Annotated in this window: 13 protein-coding genes; 10 read left to right on the top strand and 3 right to left on the bottom strand. The window is 72.7% G+C overall.

Annotation, left to right across the window (positions count from 1 at the left end):
- The first annotated feature begins 77 nt into the window (after positions 1-77).
- The 4 genes from ACE101_RS03640 (at position 78) to ACE101_RS03625 (ending at position 3657) form a co-directional block, all read left to right on the top strand.
- Entirely contained in the window at positions 78-1205 is a 1128-nt protein-coding gene (locus tag ACE101_RS03640; RefSeq protein WP_379126185.1) for a branched-chain amino acid ABC transporter substrate-binding protein, read from the top strand.
- A 256-nt stretch (positions 1206-1461) separates the two neighbouring features.
- Positions 1462-1740, top strand: a complete 279-nt coding sequence (gene infA, locus ACE101_RS03635; RefSeq protein ID WP_012335131.1) for a translation initiation factor IF-1 — start codon at positions 1462-1464, stop codon at positions 1738-1740.
- A gap of 83 nt (positions 1741-1823) precedes the next feature.
- Positions 1824-2507, top strand: coding sequence for a ribulose-phosphate 3-epimerase (rpe, locus tag ACE101_RS03630; protein ID WP_379126184.1), 684 nt, complete (start codon positions 1824-1826; stop codon positions 2505-2507).
- Between the two features lie 67 nt (positions 2508-2574).
- On the top strand, positions 2575-3657 hold the full coding sequence (locus ACE101_RS03625) for an SPL family radical SAM protein (protein WP_379126183.1): 1083 nt from the start codon (positions 2575-2577) through the stop codon (positions 3655-3657).
- A 222-nt stretch (positions 3658-3879) separates the two neighbouring features.
- Here the strand turns inward: ACE101_RS03625 and ACE101_RS03620 are convergent, their stop codons facing one another.
- Positions 3880-4803, bottom strand: a complete 924-nt coding sequence (locus ACE101_RS03620) for a LysR family transcriptional regulator (protein ID WP_379126182.1) — start codon at positions 4801-4803, stop codon at positions 3880-3882.
- Between the two features lie 124 nt (positions 4804-4927).
- Here ACE101_RS03620 and ACE101_RS03615 point away from each other — a divergent pair, with 124 nt between their 5' ends.
- From ACE101_RS03615 to ACE101_RS03595, 5 genes are read left to right on the top strand one after another with little or no spacing between them, the layout of a single operon-like run.
- Positions 4928-5875 (top strand): ABC transporter substrate-binding protein, encoded by a 948-nt coding sequence (locus ACE101_RS03615; RefSeq protein WP_379126181.1) that lies wholly within the window; start codon positions 4928-4930, stop codon positions 5873-5875.
- The gene (locus tag ACE101_RS03610; protein WP_379126180.1) at positions 5872-6720 is read left to right on the top strand and encodes an ABC transporter permease; all 849 of its coding nucleotides are present in this window, start codon (positions 5872-5874) and stop codon (positions 6718-6720) included. The genes ACE101_RS03615 and ACE101_RS03610 overlap by 4 nt, the downstream gene beginning before the upstream one ends.
- Complete coding sequence (locus ACE101_RS03605; RefSeq protein ID WP_379126179.1) at positions 6713-7492, top strand: ABC transporter ATP-binding protein; 780 nt, start codon at positions 6713-6715, stop codon at positions 7490-7492. Before ACE101_RS03610 ends, ACE101_RS03605 begins: the two co-directional genes overlap by 8 nt.
- Positions 7489-8394: a polysaccharide deacetylase family protein gene (locus ACE101_RS03600; protein ID WP_379126178.1), complete on the top strand. Its 906-nt coding sequence runs from the start codon at positions 7489-7491 to the stop codon at positions 8392-8394. The genes ACE101_RS03605 and ACE101_RS03600 overlap by 4 nt, the downstream gene beginning before the upstream one ends.
- Positions 8387-9217, top strand: a complete 831-nt coding sequence (locus ACE101_RS03595) for an alpha/beta hydrolase (RefSeq protein WP_379126177.1) — start codon at positions 8387-8389, stop codon at positions 9215-9217. Before ACE101_RS03600 ends, ACE101_RS03595 begins: the two co-directional genes overlap by 8 nt.
- Positions 9218-9534: 317 nt before the next feature.
- Here ACE101_RS03595 and ACE101_RS03590 read toward each other — a convergent pair whose 3' ends face one another.
- Positions 9535-10923: a peptidoglycan-binding protein gene (locus ACE101_RS03590; protein ID WP_379138456.1), complete on the bottom strand. Its 1389-nt coding sequence runs from the start codon at positions 10921-10923 to the stop codon at positions 9535-9537.
- 196 nt (positions 10924-11119) lie between these two features.
- On the opposite strand from ACE101_RS03590, the gene ACE101_RS03585 reads away from it, so the two are divergent.
- Positions 11120-16402 (top strand): alpha-2-macroglobulin family protein, encoded by a 5283-nt coding sequence (locus ACE101_RS03585; RefSeq protein ID WP_379126176.1) that lies wholly within the window; start codon positions 11120-11122, stop codon positions 16400-16402.
- A gap of 7 nt (positions 16403-16409) precedes the next feature.
- Here the strand turns inward: ACE101_RS03585 and ACE101_RS03580 are convergent, their stop codons facing one another.
- A complete protein-coding gene (locus ACE101_RS03580; RefSeq protein WP_379126175.1) occupies positions 16410-17303 on the bottom strand; it encodes a LysR family transcriptional regulator in 894 nt (297 codons plus the stop codon).
- Between the last annotated feature and the right edge of the window lie 86 nt (positions 17304-17389).

The raw sequence follows: 17389 nt of genomic DNA, 5'->3' as shown, positions 1-17389 counted from the left end.
AGTTCCGGAGGTCTCCCCTCCGGTCATTGGCCGAAAGGGCCCAACAAGCGGTCACGTCTGATCCAGAGGAGTCCACGATGAAACGCACGCTGTTGCCCGGTCTCATGCTGGCGGCCGGCCTCGCCTGGGCGGGTTCGGCTCAGGCGCAGGTCAAGATCGCGGTCGCGGGCCCCATCACCGGGCCGAACGCCGCCTTCGGCGCCCAGCTCAAGAACGGCGCCACCCAGGCCGTCGAGGACATCAACAAGGCCGGCGGCATCCTCGGCAAGAAGATCGAGCTCGTCATCTACGACGACGCCTCCGATCCCAAGCAGGGCGTCTCGGTGGCGAGCAAGGCCGGCAGCGAGAAGGTCGTCGCCGTGGTCGGCCACTTCAACTCGGGCGTGTCGATCCCGGCCTCGGAAGTCTACGCCGAATCCGGCATCGTCGAGATCACCCCGGCCTCGACCAACCCGAAATTCACCGAGCGCAAGCTCTGGAACACGTTCCGCACCTGCGGCCGCGACGACCAGCAGGGCGCGGTGGCGGCGGCCTATCTCGCCCAGCACTTCAAGGGCAAGAACATCGCCATCGTGCACGACAAGACGCCCTACGGCCGCGGCCTCGCCGACGAGACGCTCAAGGCCCTCAAGACCAAGGGCGGCAAGGAGGTGCTGTTCGAGGGCATCAACCCGGGCGAGAAGGACTACTCGGCCCTGGTCTCCAAACTGAAGCAGGCCAAGGCGGACGTGGTCTATTACGGCGGCCTGCATACCGAGGCCGGCCTGATCGTGCGCCAGATGCGCGACCAGGGCCTCAACGCACCGCTGATGAGCGGCGACGGCATCACCGACAAGGAATTCGCACAGATCGCCGGCCCCGGCGCCGACGGCACGCTGATGACCTTCTCGCCCGACGCCCGCAAGAACCCGAACGCCAAGGACGCGGTCGCCGCCTTCAAGGCCAAGAACATCGATCCCGAGGCCTACACCCTCTACTCCTACGCCGCCGTTCAGATCCTGAAGGCCGCCATGGAGGAGGCGAAGTCCACCGACGGCAAGAAGGTCGCCGCCGTCATGCACGAGGGCAAGCCGTTCAAGACCGTGATCGGCGACATCTCCTACGACAAGAAGGGCGACATCACCCGGCCCGACTACGTCATGTACATGTGGAAGAAGGGCGCCGACGGCCGCGTCGACTATACCGGCAACGAGCTGACGCAGTAGGGCCGGCGCCTCCGTTCCGGCAGATCCGGGCCCGGCGCCATGGCGGCGCCGGGCCCCCTCGATGTTGACGATCCACGAACTTCGTCACCGGCATGGCTTGCGCGCTGTGCCGGGCGACCTTACATGCACGGTTGCGTTCGACGGCCTCAGCCCCCGGGCCTTCCCGCCGTGCTCCTCGCCTCGACCGCTCGCGCTGGATTCGATTGATCAAGCTCCCGGGATGCCGCCCGCGACGGCACTCGGGCGGAGAGTGTGAATGGCGAAGGAAGAGTTGATGCAGTTCGAGGGTCTCGTGCTGGAGATCCTGCCGGACGCGCGCTACCGCGTGCAGCTCGACCAGGGTCACGAGATCGTGGCCTACACGGCCGGCAAGATGAAGAAGAACCGCATCAAGACTCTGGCCGGCGACCGCGTCACCGTCGAGATGTCGCCCTACGACCTGGAGAAGGGCCGTCTGGTCTTCCGGCACAAGGACGAGCGTTCGTCCGGTCCGCGTCCCCCGTTCCGCGGCGGCAGCCAGTTCCGTCGGCGCTGACGCGCTCCATCGTCCATCGCATCGCGTCCGGCCGAGCCGGGGTTTTTCGGACCCTGGCCTTTCGGCGTTGGTGAGGCTCTCCCATGACCCGTCCCATCGTCATCGCTCCCTCGATCCTCTCGGCCGATTTCGCGCGGCTCGGCGAGGAGGTCCGTGACGTCGTCGCGGCTGGAGCGGACTGGATCCACGTCGACGTGATGGACGGGCATTTCGTGCCCAACATCACCATCGGCCCGAACGTCGTGAAGGCCCTGCGCCCGCACACGGACGCGCATTTCGACGTGCACCTGATGATCGCGCCGGCCGATCCCTACCTCGAGGCCTTCGCGGCGGCGGGCGCCGACACCATCACGGTCCACGCGGAGGCCGGCCCGCACATCCACCGCTCGCTCCAGACCATCCGGGCGCTGGGCAAGCGGGCGGGCGTGGCGATCAATCCCGGCTCGCCGGCCACCCTGGTCGAGCCGCTGCTCGACCTCGCCGACCTCGTGCTCTGCATGACGGTGAATCCCGGCTTCGGCGGCCAGAGCTTCATCCCCTCCGTCTGCGAGACGGTCTCCCGGGTGCGCGCGATGGTGGGCGGGCGCGACATCGACATCGAGGTCGATGGCGGCGTCACGGTCGAGACCGCCCCGGCCGTGGTGCGCGCCGGCGCCAACGCGCTGGTGGCCGGCTCCGCCACCTTCAAGGGCGGGCGTGCGGCCTACGCGGCGAACATCGCAGCGATCCGGCAGGCGGCCGAGGACGCGCGGGGCGCCTGGGTCTGAGGACCGGGCGCTCACCGGGGATCTCCGCGATCCGGGATCCCGGAGGCTCCCCGCCGCGTTCGGCCGGATGAATCTCCACGCTCCGCCCCCGCGCACGCGCCTGTGGATGCCGCGCCGGGCCCTCGTCACCCCGGCCGCCCTCGACCACGCGCATGGGCGCGCGGTGGCGGCGCGGCTCGACCGCCTCGGCATTCCGGTCGAGCGGCTGAGGAGCAACCGGCTCACCGGGTTGCGGGACGAGGATCCCCGCCGCGCCTACGCGGAGGCGAAGAGCACGCTCGCCCTCGTCGTCGCGCCGCCGGCCAAGCTCACGCTCCAGCCGATTCCCCCGAGCGCCGATTGGCGCATCGACCTCGCGGAGGGCTGCCCGGCCCATTGCGCCTATTGCTACCTCGCGGGCTCGCTCGCCGGCCCGCCGGTGACCCGGGTCTACGCCAATCTCGACGAGATCCTGGGCGTGCTGCGCGATCATGCGGGCGCGGGGCGCGTCACCTCGGCGGATGCGGTGCGGGCGCGCGAGGGCACCACCTTCGAGGCCTCCTGCTACACCGATCCCCTCGGGATCGAGCACCTGACCGGCTCGCTTTCCGCCACGATCCGCCATTTCGGCGCCTGGGACGCGCCCGTGCAGCTGCGCTTCACCACGAAATTCGCGGCGGTCGGAGCACTGCTCGGCCTCGATCACGGGCGGCGCACCCGCATCCGCATCTCGGTCAACGCCGCGCCCGCCGCGCGCTACGAGGGCGGCACCGATCCGCTCGCCGCGCGATTGGCCGCGATGCGGGTGGCGGCGCTGGCGGGCTATCCGGTCGGCCTGACCATCGCGCCGATCCTGCCCGTTCCGGACTGGCGGGAAGCCTACGACGCCCTCCTCGCCGAGGCCGCCGCGGCGCTCGCGGGCGTGCCGGATCTCGACCTCACCGCCGAGTGCATCACCCACCGCTTCACGGCGAAGTCCAAGGGGGTGCTGGAGGGCTGGTATCCGGGTTCGGACCTGCCGATGCGCGCGGAGGAGCGCAGCCGGAAGCGCACCAAGTTCGGGACGGAGAAGTACGTCCTGCCGCAGGAGCTGATGGCCGCGATGCGCGCGCATCTCACCGCGCGCCTCGCCGCGCGGCTGCCGGCGGCGCGCCTGCTCTACTGGACCTGAGACCCAACGGGCCAAGATGCCGACGCATCGGGCGACTGATACGGTTTCCGGAAGATCACTTTCGGAAACCGTATCACGAGCCCGCGCGGCGCCTGAGCGAGGCCGGTTTCCGCATCGCGAAGCGATCATCCGGAAACCGTATGACCCATCGCGGATTTTCGATGCCGAGCCCAGAGATCCGGAGCCTTGGGCTCGGCGAAAATCCGCGGACGGACCCGACGGTCATTGAGAATGACCGCTCGCATGATCTCCCGCCCCGTAGCGGCGGTTGAGGCTGCTCGCGAGCTGGTCGGCGAACTTGGCGGCGGCGACCGGCAGCATGCGCCCGCGCAGCTGGCCGAGGATCATCGTCATCGTGTCGAGGTCGCGCCCGTCGATCGGCCGGGCATGGAGGCGGGGATCGTCCGGGATGCCGCTCGGCACCTGGAAGCTCAGGACGTCCTCCCGCAGCACCAGCCCGCGCAGGAATTCGAGCGAGCCCGATTCCATGGCGGGCCGCTGCGCCCCCGCCCGGGCGAGCGCCCGGTCGAGGTGGTGGCGCAGGGCCAGCGACCGGTCCGGCAGGGCGAGGGCGTGCGCGAGGCAGTCGCGCAGGCGCACGGGCCCGGGCTGGCGCGCGAGGGGATGCCCCGCCCGCATCATCGCGCAGACCGGCTGGCGGCAGGCGAACAGCACCTGGAGATCCGCCGAGGGCGGCGGCTGGAGCACCAGGGCGAGGTCCGCCTCGAACGCGGTGAGCGCCGCCACCGCCTGGGCATGGTCGCGCACCTGCACCGTGAAGGTCACCTGGGGAAACCGCGCCCGGTAGAGCTCCACCTCCTCCGGCAGGACCTGATTGACGAAGGCCTGGCTGCCGGCCAGGGCCACGTGGCCGCGGCGCACCCCGGAGAGGTCGGCGATCTGCGAGCGCACGCGCTCCAGATCCGCGACCTGATCGCGGATGTGCCGCACCAGCAACTCCCCGGCCGCATTGAGGCGCATGCCCTGCGCGATGCGCTCGAAGATCGGGGTGCCGAGTTCGTATTCGAGATCCTGCACGTGCCGCGTCAGCGCCGAGGGCGTGATGTGGAGCACCTCGGCCGCCCGCCGGATCGACCCGCTGCGGGCGATCTCGGCCACGTAGGACAGGGTCCGCAGGTGCTTCATCGCCGGCCGCTCCGATCCGGCGAAGGTGTTGCCGAAATCGCAACGGGTCAATCGAAAACCAGCACTCGTCTGCAACAGGCGTTCTGCCTAGCGTGGTGCGATCGCAGATTGCCGGGATGCCGCCATGATCCGCCGCCGTGACCTCCTCGCCGGCCTCTCGGCCGGATTGGCGCTCAGCCCCCTGCCCCTGCGGGCCCAGGCGCCGACCGTGATCCGGATGGGCTCGCTCAAGCTCATCCACTCCATCGCGCCGCATTTCTACGACCAGTTCACCCCGGCCGGCGTGCGGGTGGAGGTGGTGCCCTTCGAGAGCCCGACCGAGTGCAAGAACGCCGTGGTCACCAAGTCGGTGGATTTCGGCATGTTCGGCATCGCCGCCGCCACGCTCGGCGCCGCGGCGGGCGAGCCCCTGGTGGTGATCGCCACCGCCTGCAACCGCGGCATGGCGATCATCGCCAGGAAGGATGCCGGCATCGCCGGCCTGAAGGACCTCAAGGGCAAGCGGGTCGCGATCTGGCCGGGCTCCACCCAGGAGGTCTTCGCGCTGGAGCGCCTGCGCATGGAGGGCATGAGCGTGAAGGACATCACCCCCGTGCGGGTGTCCTTCAGCGAGATGCACATCGCCCTCGCCCGCGGCGACGTCGACGCCTATGTGGGCGCCGAGCCCGCCCCGGGGGTGAGCCTGTCGAGCGGCATCGGCAGCCTCGTCGAGTATCCCTACGGCACCGAGATGGGCGCCCTCAACATGGTGTTCGGCGCCCACCGCGACACGCTGGCGGAGAAGCCCGACCTCGTGCGCACCATGCTCGACATCCACCGCAAGGGCACCGAGTACGCGGCGCGCAACCGCGACGCCATGGTGGCGATGGCGGTGGCCAAGCTCGGCCAGAAGCGCGAGGCGATCGAGATCTCGGCCCCGAACGTGGAGCTGACCTGGCAGCTCGGCGCCACCGAGGTGAAGCAGGCCAGGGCCTATGCCGACCACATGCTGGCGCTCAAGCAGATCAAGCGCCTGCCGGACTTCGCGAGCTTCATCGACACCCGCTTCGTGGACGCGATGAGGGCCGCATGAGCGCCGCCGGACTGACCCCCGCGGTGGCGGCGCCCGCCTCCTCCGTCCGGCGGCCGGCCCTCCGCCTCGCCCGCCTGCGCGAGCCGGTGCTCGCCCTCGCCTTTCCGCTCGCCCTCGGCGTGATCTGGCACCTCGCCACGGTGGACCGGCCCTACAGCCTGATCCCGCCGCCCGCGGAGGTCTGGACGGAGCTGCGCGACCTCGCGGTCGGCGGCATCAACGACGACGCCTTCAGCGGCACGCTCGTCGCCCACCTCGTCGCCTCGGTGAGCCGGGTGCTCGGCGGCTTCGGCCTCGCGGTGCTCGCCGCCCTGCCGCTCGGCCTGCTGATCGGCCGGGTGCCGCTGGTGCGCCAGCTCCTCGACCCGACCTTCCAGATCCTGCGCCCGGTGCCGGTCACGGCCTGGCTGCCGCTCGCCATGATCCTGTTCGGGCTCGGGCCCCGCTCGGCCTACTTCCTCGTCTTCCTCGGGGCCTTCTACCCGATCCTCGTCAACACGGTGTTCGGGGTGCGCTCCGTCGAGCCGCGGCTGTTCGAGGCGGCCGCCATGCTCGGCTGCCGGGGCTCGGCGCAGTTCGCCCGCGTGGTGCTGCCCGCCGCCCTGCCCTCGATCTTCACGGGCCTGCGGCTCGGCCTCGGCTTCGCCTGGGTGGTCATCGTGGTCGGCGAGATGACCGGCGTGCCGACCGGCCTCGGCGCCCTGATCATGGAGGCGCGCCAGCTCTCCCGCACCGAGATCGTGATCTGCGGCATGGTGGTGATCGGGCTCGCGGGCTTCGTCTCCGACCGCATCGTCACCCTGATCGGCCGCCGCCTCCTCGCCTGGAGCCCCTCCCATGGCTGACCCGACGGTCCCCATCCTCGACATCCGCTCGGTCTCGAAGAGCTTCGCGACGAACGGCCAGCGGATCGATGCCCTGCGGGGCGCCAACCTCACGGTGCGGCGGGGCGAGTTCATCTGCCTGCTCGGCGCTTCGGGCTGCGGCAAGTCCACCCTGCTGCGCATCGTGGCGGGCTTCGAGACCGCCAGCGAGGGCGAGGCGCTGATGTGGGGCAAGCCCATCGCGGGGCCGGATCCGGGCCGCGGCATGGTCTTCCAGGATTACGGCCTGTTTCCCTGGCTCACGGTGCGCGAGAATATCGGCTTCGGGCCGAAATCCCGCGGCCGGCCCGCCGCCGAGGTGCGCGAGACCGCGGCGCGCTACATCGATCTCGTCGGCCTCCAGCGCTTCGCGGACGCCTATCCGCACCAGCTCTCGGGCGGCATGAAGCAGCGCGTCGCCATCGCGCGCGTGCTCGCCAACGACGCCGAGGTGGTGCTGATGGACGAGCCCTTCGGCGCCCTCGACGCCATGACCCGCGAGCGCCTGCAGGACGAACTCCTCGACCTGTGGAGCCGCACCGGCCTCACCGTGCTGTTCGTGACCCACGCCATCGAGGAGGCGGTGTTCCTCGCCGACCGGGTGGTGATGATGTCGCCCGGTCCCGGCCGCATCGAGGCGATCCACGACATCGCCCTGCCCCGCCGCCGGGACGTGTCGAGCCCCGCCTTCAACGACCTGCGCCGCATGCTCGCCGGCCAGCTCCACAGCCACCATTCCCGCAAGGCCGCATGAGCGAGGATCCCCGCCGTCCCGAGCACCGCCTCGCCTACCGGGCGGCGGTCGACCGGCCGCCTTTGCGCCTGCCCGGAGGCAAGCGGGTCGCGATCTGGCCCGTGGTCAATGTCGAGCATTGGCTGATCGACAACCCGATGCCCCGGCAGGTGCTGGTGGCGCCGACCGCCGCCGCGCTCCTGCCCGACCTGCCCAACTGGGCGTGGCACGAATACGGGATGCGGGTCGGGTTCTGGCGCTTCCTCGACGCCTTCGCGCGCCGGGGCATCCGCCCGACCCTCTCGATCAACGGCTCGGTCTGCGAGGCCTATCCGCGGGTCGCGGGTGCGGCGCACGACGCCGGCTGGGAATTCATGGGCCACGGCTTCCATCAGGTGCCGACGCACCGGGTGGAGGACGAGGCGGCGATGATCGCCCGCACGGTCGAGACCATCGCGCGCTTCACCGGGGCGCCGCCCCTGGGCTGGCTCGGGCCCGGCCTCACCGAGACCCTCGACACCCCCGACCATCTGGCGGCCGCCGGCATCCGCTACGTGGGCGACTGGCCGATGGATGACCGGCCCTGCCGGATCGCCACCCGCCACGGCCCCCTCGTGACCCTGCCCTACTCGGTGGAACTCAACGACATCCCGATTCTGGCGATCCAGCACCACCGGGCGGAGGAGTTCGTGGAGCGGGCCCTCGCGCAGGCCGAGCGGCTGGCGGCGGAGGCGGCCGGCGACGGCCCCCTCGCCGGCGCCAAGGTGATGGGCTTCGCCATCCACCCCTACATCACCGGGGTGCCCCACCGCATCGGCGTGGTGGAACGGCTCCTCGACGCGCTCATGGCCCGATCCGACGTGCTGTTCTGGCAGGGCCGGGATATCCTCGACTGGTATCTCGGGACGGGTGACGATGCCTGACGACTGGCGAGGAATGGACCGCGCGACCCTGAGCGCGGCCTACGACAATGCGGGCGCGGTGGCGGGGAGCGCCGAGATCGTGGCCGGCTGGCGCGCGCGCAGCGCGGCCGTCCGGCAGGCGCATCCGCAGGACCTCGACCTCGCCTATGGCGAGGAGGAGCGGCAGCGGATCGACCTCCTCCGCAGCGGCCGCGCCGGTGCGCCGCTCCTCGTCTTCCTGCATGGCGGCTACTGGCAGAGGAACGCCAAGGAGGGCTTCGCCTGCATGGCCGAGGGCCCGCTCGCCCGCGGCCTCGACGTGGCGCTGATCGGCTACACCCTCGCCCCCGCGGCGACGCTGACCCGGATCGCCGCGGAGACCGGCGCGGCGCTCGCCTTCCTGCGTCGGCGCGATGCGGAAGGCGGGACGGCCCGGCGCATCGTGGTCTCGGGCTGGTCGGCGGGCGGGCATCTGGCGGCGCTCGCCCTGTCGCGCGGGCAGGCCGATGCGGCGCTCGCCATCAGCGGCATCTTCGATCTCGCGCCGATCCGCGGCACCGGCCTCAACGACGCCCTGAGCCTGACGGACCGGGAGGTCGACGCCCTCTCGCCGATCCGCCACCTCCCGGGTGAGGCGGGACCGCTGACGGTCGCCTATGGCGGCGAGGAACTGCCCGAGCTGCGCCGGCAATCGACCGCGTATCAGGCGGCGTGGCACGCGGCCGGGCTGCCGGGGACACTGCTGGCCCTGCCCGGGCACGACCATTTCTCGGTGCTCGACGAGCTGATGCGGCCGGACGGGGCGCTCACCGAGGCGGCCGTGGCGCTGGCGCGAGGGCCGTGAGGGGCCGAGCCTCTCGCCCGCGCGGGCGATCGTCCGCCTCTGTCGACGGCTGAACGCGCCTGGACAACCCAACGCTCCTCATGCTGAGGCGCGAGCGCAAGCGAGCCTCGAAAGCACCCCTGTCCGCCGGTCCAAGCTCTTGATGCGTGGGATTCCCGTTCCGGGGTGCTTCGAGGGCGCCGCGCGCCACCTCAGCATGAGGATCCGCAGTGAAGGCCACGGAACAGGATCGGAAATCCGTGAATTATAGACGATAAATCATCATCGTTCCGTGTGAATAGTACAACCCGAGAAGGGTGCCCCCTGAACCGGCGGCATCACGGCCGGCATTGCACCGCCACCACCGCGCCTGCGACCGATGCGGCGATCGCCCCCGTGCTCTTCGGCGCGGCCTCCGCGGAGGCCGCGAGCGCACTCCCCTCCGCGCCGAGCAACCCGCGCAACGCCGCGATCCCGGCGAGCGGATGCGTCATCGGCGGCATCACGCCCGCGACGAGGCGCGGCTGCGCCGGCCATTGCGCCACGAGGCCGACGAGCCGCCCCGCCCGGTCGAGCACCGGGGCCCCGGCCGCACCCGGCTGCAAGGGCGCGAGCACGCCGCCCGCCCCCATCGCGCCCGGCGCCACGCTCGGCCCGCCCTCGCGCCCGGCGCCGAGCACCACGACATCCTCGCCGGCGGCCGGCACGGCCGGCGCCGCCATCAGCGGAACCGGGCGCAGCACCCGGTCGGTTTCGAGGAGCGCGAGGCCCGCCTCCTGGCGCACCACCCGGGCCGGCGCGCCGCCGACGAGGGGCGCCGGGCAGGCGCCGAGCGCCGCGGCGGCGGTGACGAGCCGCTTCGGCCCGACCGCGAGCCCGGTCGCCAGCGGCGCAAGCGGGGCGGCGGAGGCAGCGGGGGCCGGACGCGGCGCCGGCGCGGCCGCCACGGCGGGAGCCTCGATCGGGAAAGGCACGAAGCTGTTCGCCACCGCGATCACGAGACGGTCGAGGTCGCGGGCGGAGGCCTTGTCGTAGGCCAGCGTGAAGCCGCGGATGCCGGCCGAGGCCGCCGCGTAGCGGATGTAGAACTTGCCCTGCGCCGTCTCGCCGGTGACGACCACGAAATCGGGCTTCTTGAGCTTGTAGGTGACCTTGCGCTCGGGCGTCGCCGCGGCAGCCTTCTCGAACAGGGCGTCGAGATCGGTCTCGCCGGGGGCGAAGGCCTTGGTGTCGAGGGTGACGCGCCCGTCCGCGCTCTGCCAGCGGCTGCCGTTCGGGCTGCGGCCGCGCTTGGGCAGCAGGCGCTCCGGCACGCCGAGGGTGATGCCGGTCGCGGCATCGGTCTGGAGCGTGAACTGCACCGCCTGCCGCCCCGCCTGCCCCGCCGCGAGCAGCCGGGCGCGGGCGCGGTCGTCGAGGATGCCGCTCGGATCGAGGCCGTTCTGCCTCTGCCACGCGGCGAGCGACTCGAAGGTGCGCCGGCCGAACGCGCCGCTCGTCACGCTGGTGTAGTCGCCCGCCCAGACCAGGGCGTCCTGCACCGCCTTGCGCTCGGCCTCCGGCCGCGCCTCGAAGGCGGCGCGGGCGGCCTCGAAGGCCGGATCGGCGGGTTTGGCAGCGGGACTGGCGGCCGGAGCGGCCGGAGCGGCCGGGCGCGGCGCCTGGGCGGCGGCGGCGAGCGGCAGCAGCGGGATCGCGGCGAGAGCGAGCAGGAGGCGGCGCGGCATGGGCGGGAACATGGGACGGAAGATCCGGTCGGGCCGCCCGACCTTGGCAGAACCGGATCCCGCCATCCAGTGACGAGGCGGAACGCGGCCGGCGCCCTGTGCGAAACCGCGCACCCTTCGCCTCCCCCGAGCGTTGCAGCCGCGCGCCCAAGTGATAGGGTCCGGCCCCGGGACGGACCGCCGCGCGAGGCAAACCATGTCGACAGCAACCCGGAGGGGGCGCCTCGGCGGTGCCCTCGCTTTGGCGCTGACCCTGATCGGTCCGGCCGCCGCGCAGGCGCCGCAGCCGCTCCGGCCCGCCCCCGCCGCCCTCATGCCCGCGCCGAAGAGCTTCCTGCGGCCGAACCTCGCCAGCGAGGCGGTGCGGCTCGAGGCCGAGATCAAGGCGGAGGCCGCGCCCAACGTGCAGAAGCCCGCCGCGCAGTGGCGGCGCGAGGCCGAAAAGCTGTTCAAGGACGACGACAACGACGGGGCGCTCGCCGCCTATGCGGGCGCGGTCGCGGCGGAGCCGAACGACTGGCGGAACTGGTACGCGCTGGCCGAGACCGCGAACGGCGTCGAGAACGACGATTACGACGAGAACCAGAAGCTGCGCCGCCGCGCCCGCGCCGGCGCCTACATGGCCTATCAGCGCGCCGCGGCGAAGCCGGACGAGGCCAAGGCCCTGGCGCTGCTGGGACAGGTGCTGGCCGAGCAGGAGAGCTGGCGCACCGCCCTCGACGCCTACCGGGCGAGCCTCGCGCTCGCCGACGAGCCTGAGACCCGCAGCACCTACGAGGAGCTGCGCGACAAGCACGGCTTCCGCATCACCGACTACAAGGTCGATTCGGACGCCGCGGCGCCGCGCGTCTGCTTCACCTTCTCGGAGGATCTCTCCGCCAAGACCGACCTCTCGCCCTTCGTCGCCGTGTCGGGGGCGGCCAACGCCGCGGTGACGGCGGAGGGGCAGCAGGTCTGCGTCGACGGGCTGAAGCACGGCGAGCGCTACGCCATGGTGCTGCGCCAGGGCCTGCCCTCGGCGATCCCCGGCGAGAGCCTGCGCAAAGCGGCCGATTACGAGATCTACGTCCGCGACCGCTCGCCCCAGGTGCGCTTCACCGGCCGCAACTACGTCCTGCCCCGCACCGGGCAGGCGGGCGTGCCGCTCGTCTCGGTCAACACGCCGAAGATCGACGTCGAGGTGCTGCGCATCGGCGACCGCGGGCTGCTGCCGGCCCTGCGCTCGGAGGAATTCCTCTCGCAGCTCTCCGGCAGCACCGCCCGCACCATCGCCCGCGAGAAGGGCGTGCGGGTCTGGAAGGGCAGCCTCGACCCCGCCAAGGCCGAGGCGAACCAGGAGGCGGTCACCGCCTTCCCGGTGCTCCAGGCGGTCGGCAAGGTCGAGCCCGGCCTCTACGTGATGATCGCCCAGCCGAGCGGGAGCGCCTCTGCGGCGGAGGAGGAATCCGGCGGCTACGAGGCCCAGGCGACGCAGTGGTTCGTGGTCTCGGATCTCGGGCTCACCGCCTTCAAGGGGCGCGACGGGGTCCACGTCTTCGCCCGCTCGCTCGCCAGCGCGGCGACCGTGTCCGGGGCGGAGATCCGCCTCGTCGCCCGCAACAACGAGGTGCTGGGCACCCGGACGACGGATGCGCAGGGCCACGCCGCCTTCGATCCCGGCCTGTCGCGCGGCGAGGGCGGCATCGCGCCGAGCCTCGTGGTCGCGCGCCTGGGCGACGATTACGGCTTCCTCGACCTCACGCTGAGCGCCTTCGACCTCGCCGACCGCGGCGTGAAGGGCCGGGCGGCCCCCGGAGCCGCGGAGGCCTTCGTGTTCCCCGAGCGCGGGGTCTACCGCTCGGGCGAGACGGTGCAGCTCACGGCCCTCCTGCGCGACGTCAGGGGCGCGGCCATCACCGGCCTGCCCCTCACGCTCGTGGTGAAGCGCCCGGACGGGGTCGAGTACCGCCGCGCGGCGGTGCCGGATGCCGGGCTCGGCGGGCGGGCCTTCTCCCTGCCGATCCTACCGGGAGCGCAGGCCGGCACGTGGCGGGTCGCCGCCTATACCGACCCGAAGGCGGCGCCGGTGGGCGAGGCGAGCTTCCTCGTCGAGGATTACGTCCCCGAGCGCCTGGAGGTGACGCTGGCGCCCAAGGCCTCCGCCCTCGCCCCCGGCCAGCCGGCGTTGATCGACGTCGCGGCGCGCTACCTCTACGGGGCGCCGGGATCGAACCTTCAGGTCGGCGGCAGCGTCGCCGTGCAGGCCGCCGCCGGCAGCGGCATCAAGGGCCTCGACGGATTCTCGATCGGCCTCGACGACGAGAGCGTGGTCCCGACCACCGCCGAGATCGACGAGCGCGCGACCACCGATGCGCAGGGCAAGGCGAGCATCCGGGCGATCGTGCCGACGGTGAGCGCTCCGCGCCCCCTCGAAGCGAGGGTGTCCCTGCAGGTGGGCGAGCCCGGCGGGCGGGCGGTGCAGCGCAGCGTGACGCTGCCGATCCTGCCCCCGGGCCCGGTCGTGGCGATCCGCAAGACCTTCGGCGACCTGCGCGAGGGAGCGACCGCGACCTTCGAGGTCGTGGCCGCCCAGCCGGACGGCACGCGGCTCGCGCAGGCGGGCGCGGCCTGGACGCTCAAGCGGGTCGAGCGGACCTACCAATGGTACCGGGCGGACGGGCGCTGGTCCTACGAGGCGGTGAAGACCTCCCGCAAGGTGGCGAACGGCACCATCGACCTCACGCCCGGCGCCCCGGCCCGGATCGCGGTGCCGGTGGATCTCGGCAGCTACCGGCTGGAGGTGCAGGCCGCCAACGCGCAGGGCGCGAGCGTGGGCTTCACGGTCGGCTGGGGCGGCACCGAGAGCGCCGACGCGCCCGACCTCCTCGACCTCACCCTCGACAGGGCGGCCTACGCCTCCGGCGAGACCCTGAGGGCGCGGCTCAAGCCCCGCTTCTCCGGCACCGCCACGGTGGCGGTGGTGAGCGACAGGCTGCACGAGATCCGCACCCTCGACGTCCCGGCGGCCGGCGCCACGGTCGAGATCCCGGTGAGGCCCGAATGGGGCGCGGGCGCCTATCTGGTCGCCACCGCCTACCGGCCCCTCGATCAGGCGGCCAAGCGCCTGCCGGGCCGGGCGCTCGGCCTGTCGTGGTTCTCCGTCGACCGGGCGGAGCGCAGCCTCGACGTCGCCGTCGAGGCCCCCGCCAAGCTGCGCCCGCGCGGGGAGCTGCGCCTGCCGATCCGGCTCGCGGGCCTCAAGGCCGGCGAGGAGGCGCGCGTGACGGTGGCGGCGGTGGATGTCGGCATCCTCAACCTCACCCGCTACGCCACGCCCGATCCGTTCGGCTTCTTCTTCGGCCAGAAGGCGCTCTCCACCGAGATCCGCGACCTCTACGGCTACCTGATCGACGGCATGCAGGGCACGCTCGGCGCCATCCGCTCGGGCGGCGATGCCGGCGCCCCGGACCTCGACGGCGCGCCCCCGACCCAGGAGCCGCTGGCGCGCTATTCCGGCGTGGTGACGGTGGGGCCGGACGGGCGGGCCGAGGTGAGTTTCCCGCTGCCGGCCTTCAACGGCACGGCGCGCGTGATGGTGGCGGCCTGGACCGCCGGGCGGGTGGGCTCGGCCTCGGCCGACGTGCTGATCCGCGACGCGGTGGTGCTCAGCGGCACCCTGCCGCGCTTCCTCAATGTCGGCGACCGCTCGCGCCTGCACGTCGCCCTCGACAACGTGGAGGGACCGGCGGGCGACTACGCGGTCGATCTCGACCTCGCCGGCCCGGTGGTCGTCCCGGCCGAGGCGCTCACCCGGACGATCCGGCTGGAGCCGGGCCAGAAGGGCGCCCTGGAGATCCCCGTGACCGCGGCCGGGCCCGGCCTCGCGCGGCTCGACCTGCGGCTCACCGGCCCCGGCCTCGACGCGCCCGCCGGCCAGAGCTTCGCGCTGCGCGTCCAGCCCGGCACGGGCGCGCTCCTGAACCGCTCGGTGCGCGCCCTCGATCCGGGTGCCAGCGTGACCCTGTCGAGCGACCTCTTCGCCGAGTTGCTGCCCGGCACGGGCACCCTGTCGCTCTCGGCCTCGCCGCTCGCCGGCCTCGACGTGCCGGCCCTGCTCCAGGCCCTCGACCGCTACCCCTATGGCTGCACCGAGCAGACGGTGAGCCGGGCGATGCCGCTGCTCGCGGTGAACCGGCTCGCCGCCCTCGACCGGCTCGCCCTCGACGACAAGGCGGACGAGCGAGTGCGCGGCGCCATCGAGCGGGTGCTCGCGCGCCAGGATTCGAGCGGCAATTTCGGCCTGTGGTCGGCGAGCGGGGCGGAGGACATCTGGCTCGACGCCTACGTCACCGACTTCCTCACCCGGGCGCGGGAGCGGGGTTTCGCCGTGCCGCAGACCGCCTTCACCCTCGCCCTCGACCGGCTGCGCAACGCGGTCGCCAATTCCAACGAGGTGAGCGGCGGAGGCATGGACCTCGCCTACGCGGCCTACGTGCTCGCGCGCAATGGCCGGCCGGTGATGGGGGATCTGCGCTACCTCGCCGACACGAAGCTGTCGGACTTCGCCACCCCCCTCGCCCGCGGGCAGATCGCGGCGGCCCTGGCGCTCCTCGGCGACCGCGGCCGGGCGCAGAAGGCCTTCGACGCCGCGGTGGCCGCCCTGCGGACCGAGCGGGACAAGGCCGAGTACCGGTCCGATTACGGCTCGCGCCTGCGCGACGGGGCCGGACTGATCGCGCTCGCGGCCGAGACCGGCCTGTCGCGCGACAGCCTCGCCCCCCTCGGCGCCATCGTGGGCGAGGAACGCGGCGCGGGCCGCGTCACCAGCACCCAGGAGAATGCCTGGATGGTGCTGGCGGCGGAGGGGCTGACCAAGGAGGCCGAGAGCATGGCCTTCGCGGTGAACGGCGAGGCGCAGAGCGGCCCGCTCTACCGGACGCTGAAGGCCGCGCAGCTCGACGCGCAGCCGGTGACGATCACCAATCGCGGCACCCGGGCGGCCCAGCTCGTGCTCGGCGTCGCGGGGAGCCCGATCGCGCCGGAGCCGCCGGAGGCCAAGGGCTACAATGTGGAGCGCAGCTACCACCGCCTCGACGGCTCGCCCGTCGATCTCGCGCAGGCGCGCCAGAACGACCGTCTCGTCGTGGTGCTGAAGGTGACGGAGGACAAGGCCCGGGCCGCGCGCCTGCTCCTCGTCGACCGCCTGCCCGCGGGCCTGGAGATCGACAACCCGAAGCTCCTCGACGCGGATGCGGTCTCGGCCCTGTCCTGGGTGAAGTCGGACGTCGCGCCGACCCATACGGAGTTCCGCGACGACCGCTTCGTCGCGGCCTACGACCGCGACCCGTCGCAGGCAGCCTTCTTCACCGTGGCCTACACGGTGCGGGCGGTGACGCCGGGCCGCTACGTCCATCCGGCCGCGACCATCGAGGACATGTACCGGCCGGAGCGCTACGGCCGCACCGCCTTCGGGACGATGGAGGTGGGGGCGGCGCGGTGAGCGGCGGTCAGGGCTGGCCCTCGCGCAGCAGCGCCAGGAAGGCCCGCAGAGGCGCGGGAGGCTGCCGCCGGCTCGGGTGATAGAGGAGGAAACCCGGGAAGGGCGGGCACCAAGGCTCCAGCACGCGGGCGAGCCGGCCGTCCGCGAGGGCGGGCGCTGCGTAGCCCTCGAACACGAGGGCGAGCCCGAGACCGTCCAGCGCTGCCTGAAGCAGCACTTCCTGCTCGTTCAGGATCAGCGGACCGTCGACGTCGATCGCCTCGGCATGCCCGTCGCGCTCGAACTCCCAGCGCATCACGGCCCCACCCGGAAAGCGCTGCCGCAGGCAGGCATGTCGGCTCAGATCCTGCGGCAGCTCGGGAACGCCGCGCGCCGCCAGATAGGCGGGCGCTGCGACCACGGCGAAGCGCTGCGGCCCGCCGAGCGGCACGGCGATCATGTCCCGTGGGACCCGCTCGCCGAAGCGCACCCCGGCATCGAATCCCTGCCCGACGATGTCGGCGAGCGCGTCGTCGCAGACGATCTCCATCCGCACCCCCGGATGCAGGGCGAGGAACCGCGCGACCACGGGCGCCAGGACGAGGCGGCAGGCCGAGCGCGGCGCGTTGAGGCGCAGCGTGCCGGCGAGGCGGCCTTCGGACAGCGCGACCTCCGTCATCGCCCGGGCGATCTCGTCGAAGGCCGGGACAACCCGGTCGAGCAGCGCCGTCCCGGCCTCGGTCGGTGCCACGCTGCGGGTGGTCCGGTTGAGAAGCCGCACGCCCATCCGGGCTTCGAGGTCCCGCACGACGTGGCTGAGGGCCGAGGGCGAAACGCCGAGTTCCGCCGCGGCCCGGCGGAAGCTCCGATGCCGCGCCACGCCGGCGAAGGCCATGAGATCGGGAAGGTCGCTGCGCAGCATTGATGAGCGGGGTTCAGGAGGTCATGCGGGACGGCGCAGCTTATCGCCCGGCGTCTCCGATGCCAGATCCGGTGCGTCGCACGAAG

The sequence above is a fragment of the Methylobacterium carpenticola genome (assembly GCF_042748905.1).
GTDB lineage: Bacteria > Pseudomonadota > Alphaproteobacteria > Rhizobiales > Beijerinckiaceae > Methylobacterium > Methylobacterium carpenticola.
The sequence above is the reverse complement of the archived record's forward strand: the minus strand, read 5'-3'. Positions and strand labels throughout refer to the sequence as shown.

Bases quoted from the DNA above. Each gene is read 5' to 3' on its own strand.
- ACE101_RS03590 (WP_379138456.1), bottom strand. From the start codon at position 10,923: ATGCCGCGCCGCCTCCTGCTCGCTCTCGCCGCGATCCCGCTGCTGCCG.
- ACE101_RS03580 (WP_379126175.1), bottom strand. From the start codon at position 17,303: ATGCTGCGCAGCGACCTTCCCGATCTCATGGCCTTCGCCGGCGTGGCG.
- ACE101_RS03640 (WP_379126185.1), top strand. From the start codon at position 78: ATGAAACGCACGCTGTTGCCCGGTCTCATGCTGGCGGCCGGCCTCGCC.
- infA (WP_012335131.1), top strand. From the start codon at position 1,462: ATGGCGAAGGAAGAGTTGATGCAGTTCGAGGGTCTCGTGCTGGAGATC.
- ACE101_RS03600 (WP_379126178.1), top strand. From the start codon at position 7,489: ATGAGCGAGGATCCCCGCCGTCCCGAGCACCGCCTCGCCTACCGGGCG.
- rpe (WP_379126184.1), top strand. From the start codon at position 1,824: ATGACCCGTCCCATCGTCATCGCTCCCTCGATCCTCTCGGCCGATTTC.
- ACE101_RS03585 (WP_379126176.1), top strand. From the start codon at position 11,120: ATGTCGACAGCAACCCGGAGGGGGCGCCTCGGCGGTGCCCTCGCTTTG.
- ACE101_RS03595 (WP_379126177.1), top strand. From the start codon at position 8,387: ATGCCTGACGACTGGCGAGGAATGGACCGCGCGACCCTGAGCGCGGCC.
- ACE101_RS03615 (WP_379126181.1), top strand. From the start codon at position 4,928: ATGATCCGCCGCCGTGACCTCCTCGCCGGCCTCTCGGCCGGATTGGCG.
- ACE101_RS03620 (WP_379126182.1), bottom strand. From the start codon at position 4,803: ATGAAGCACCTGCGGACCCTGTCCTACGTGGCCGAGATCGCCCGCAGC.
- ACE101_RS03625 (WP_379126183.1), top strand. From the start codon at position 2,575: ATGAATCTCCACGCTCCGCCCCCGCGCACGCGCCTGTGGATGCCGCGC.
- ACE101_RS03605 (WP_379126179.1), top strand. From the start codon at position 6,713: ATGGCTGACCCGACGGTCCCCATCCTCGACATCCGCTCGGTCTCGAAG.
- ACE101_RS03610 (WP_379126180.1), top strand. From the start codon at position 5,872: ATGAGCGCCGCCGGACTGACCCCCGCGGTGGCGGCGCCCGCCTCCTCC.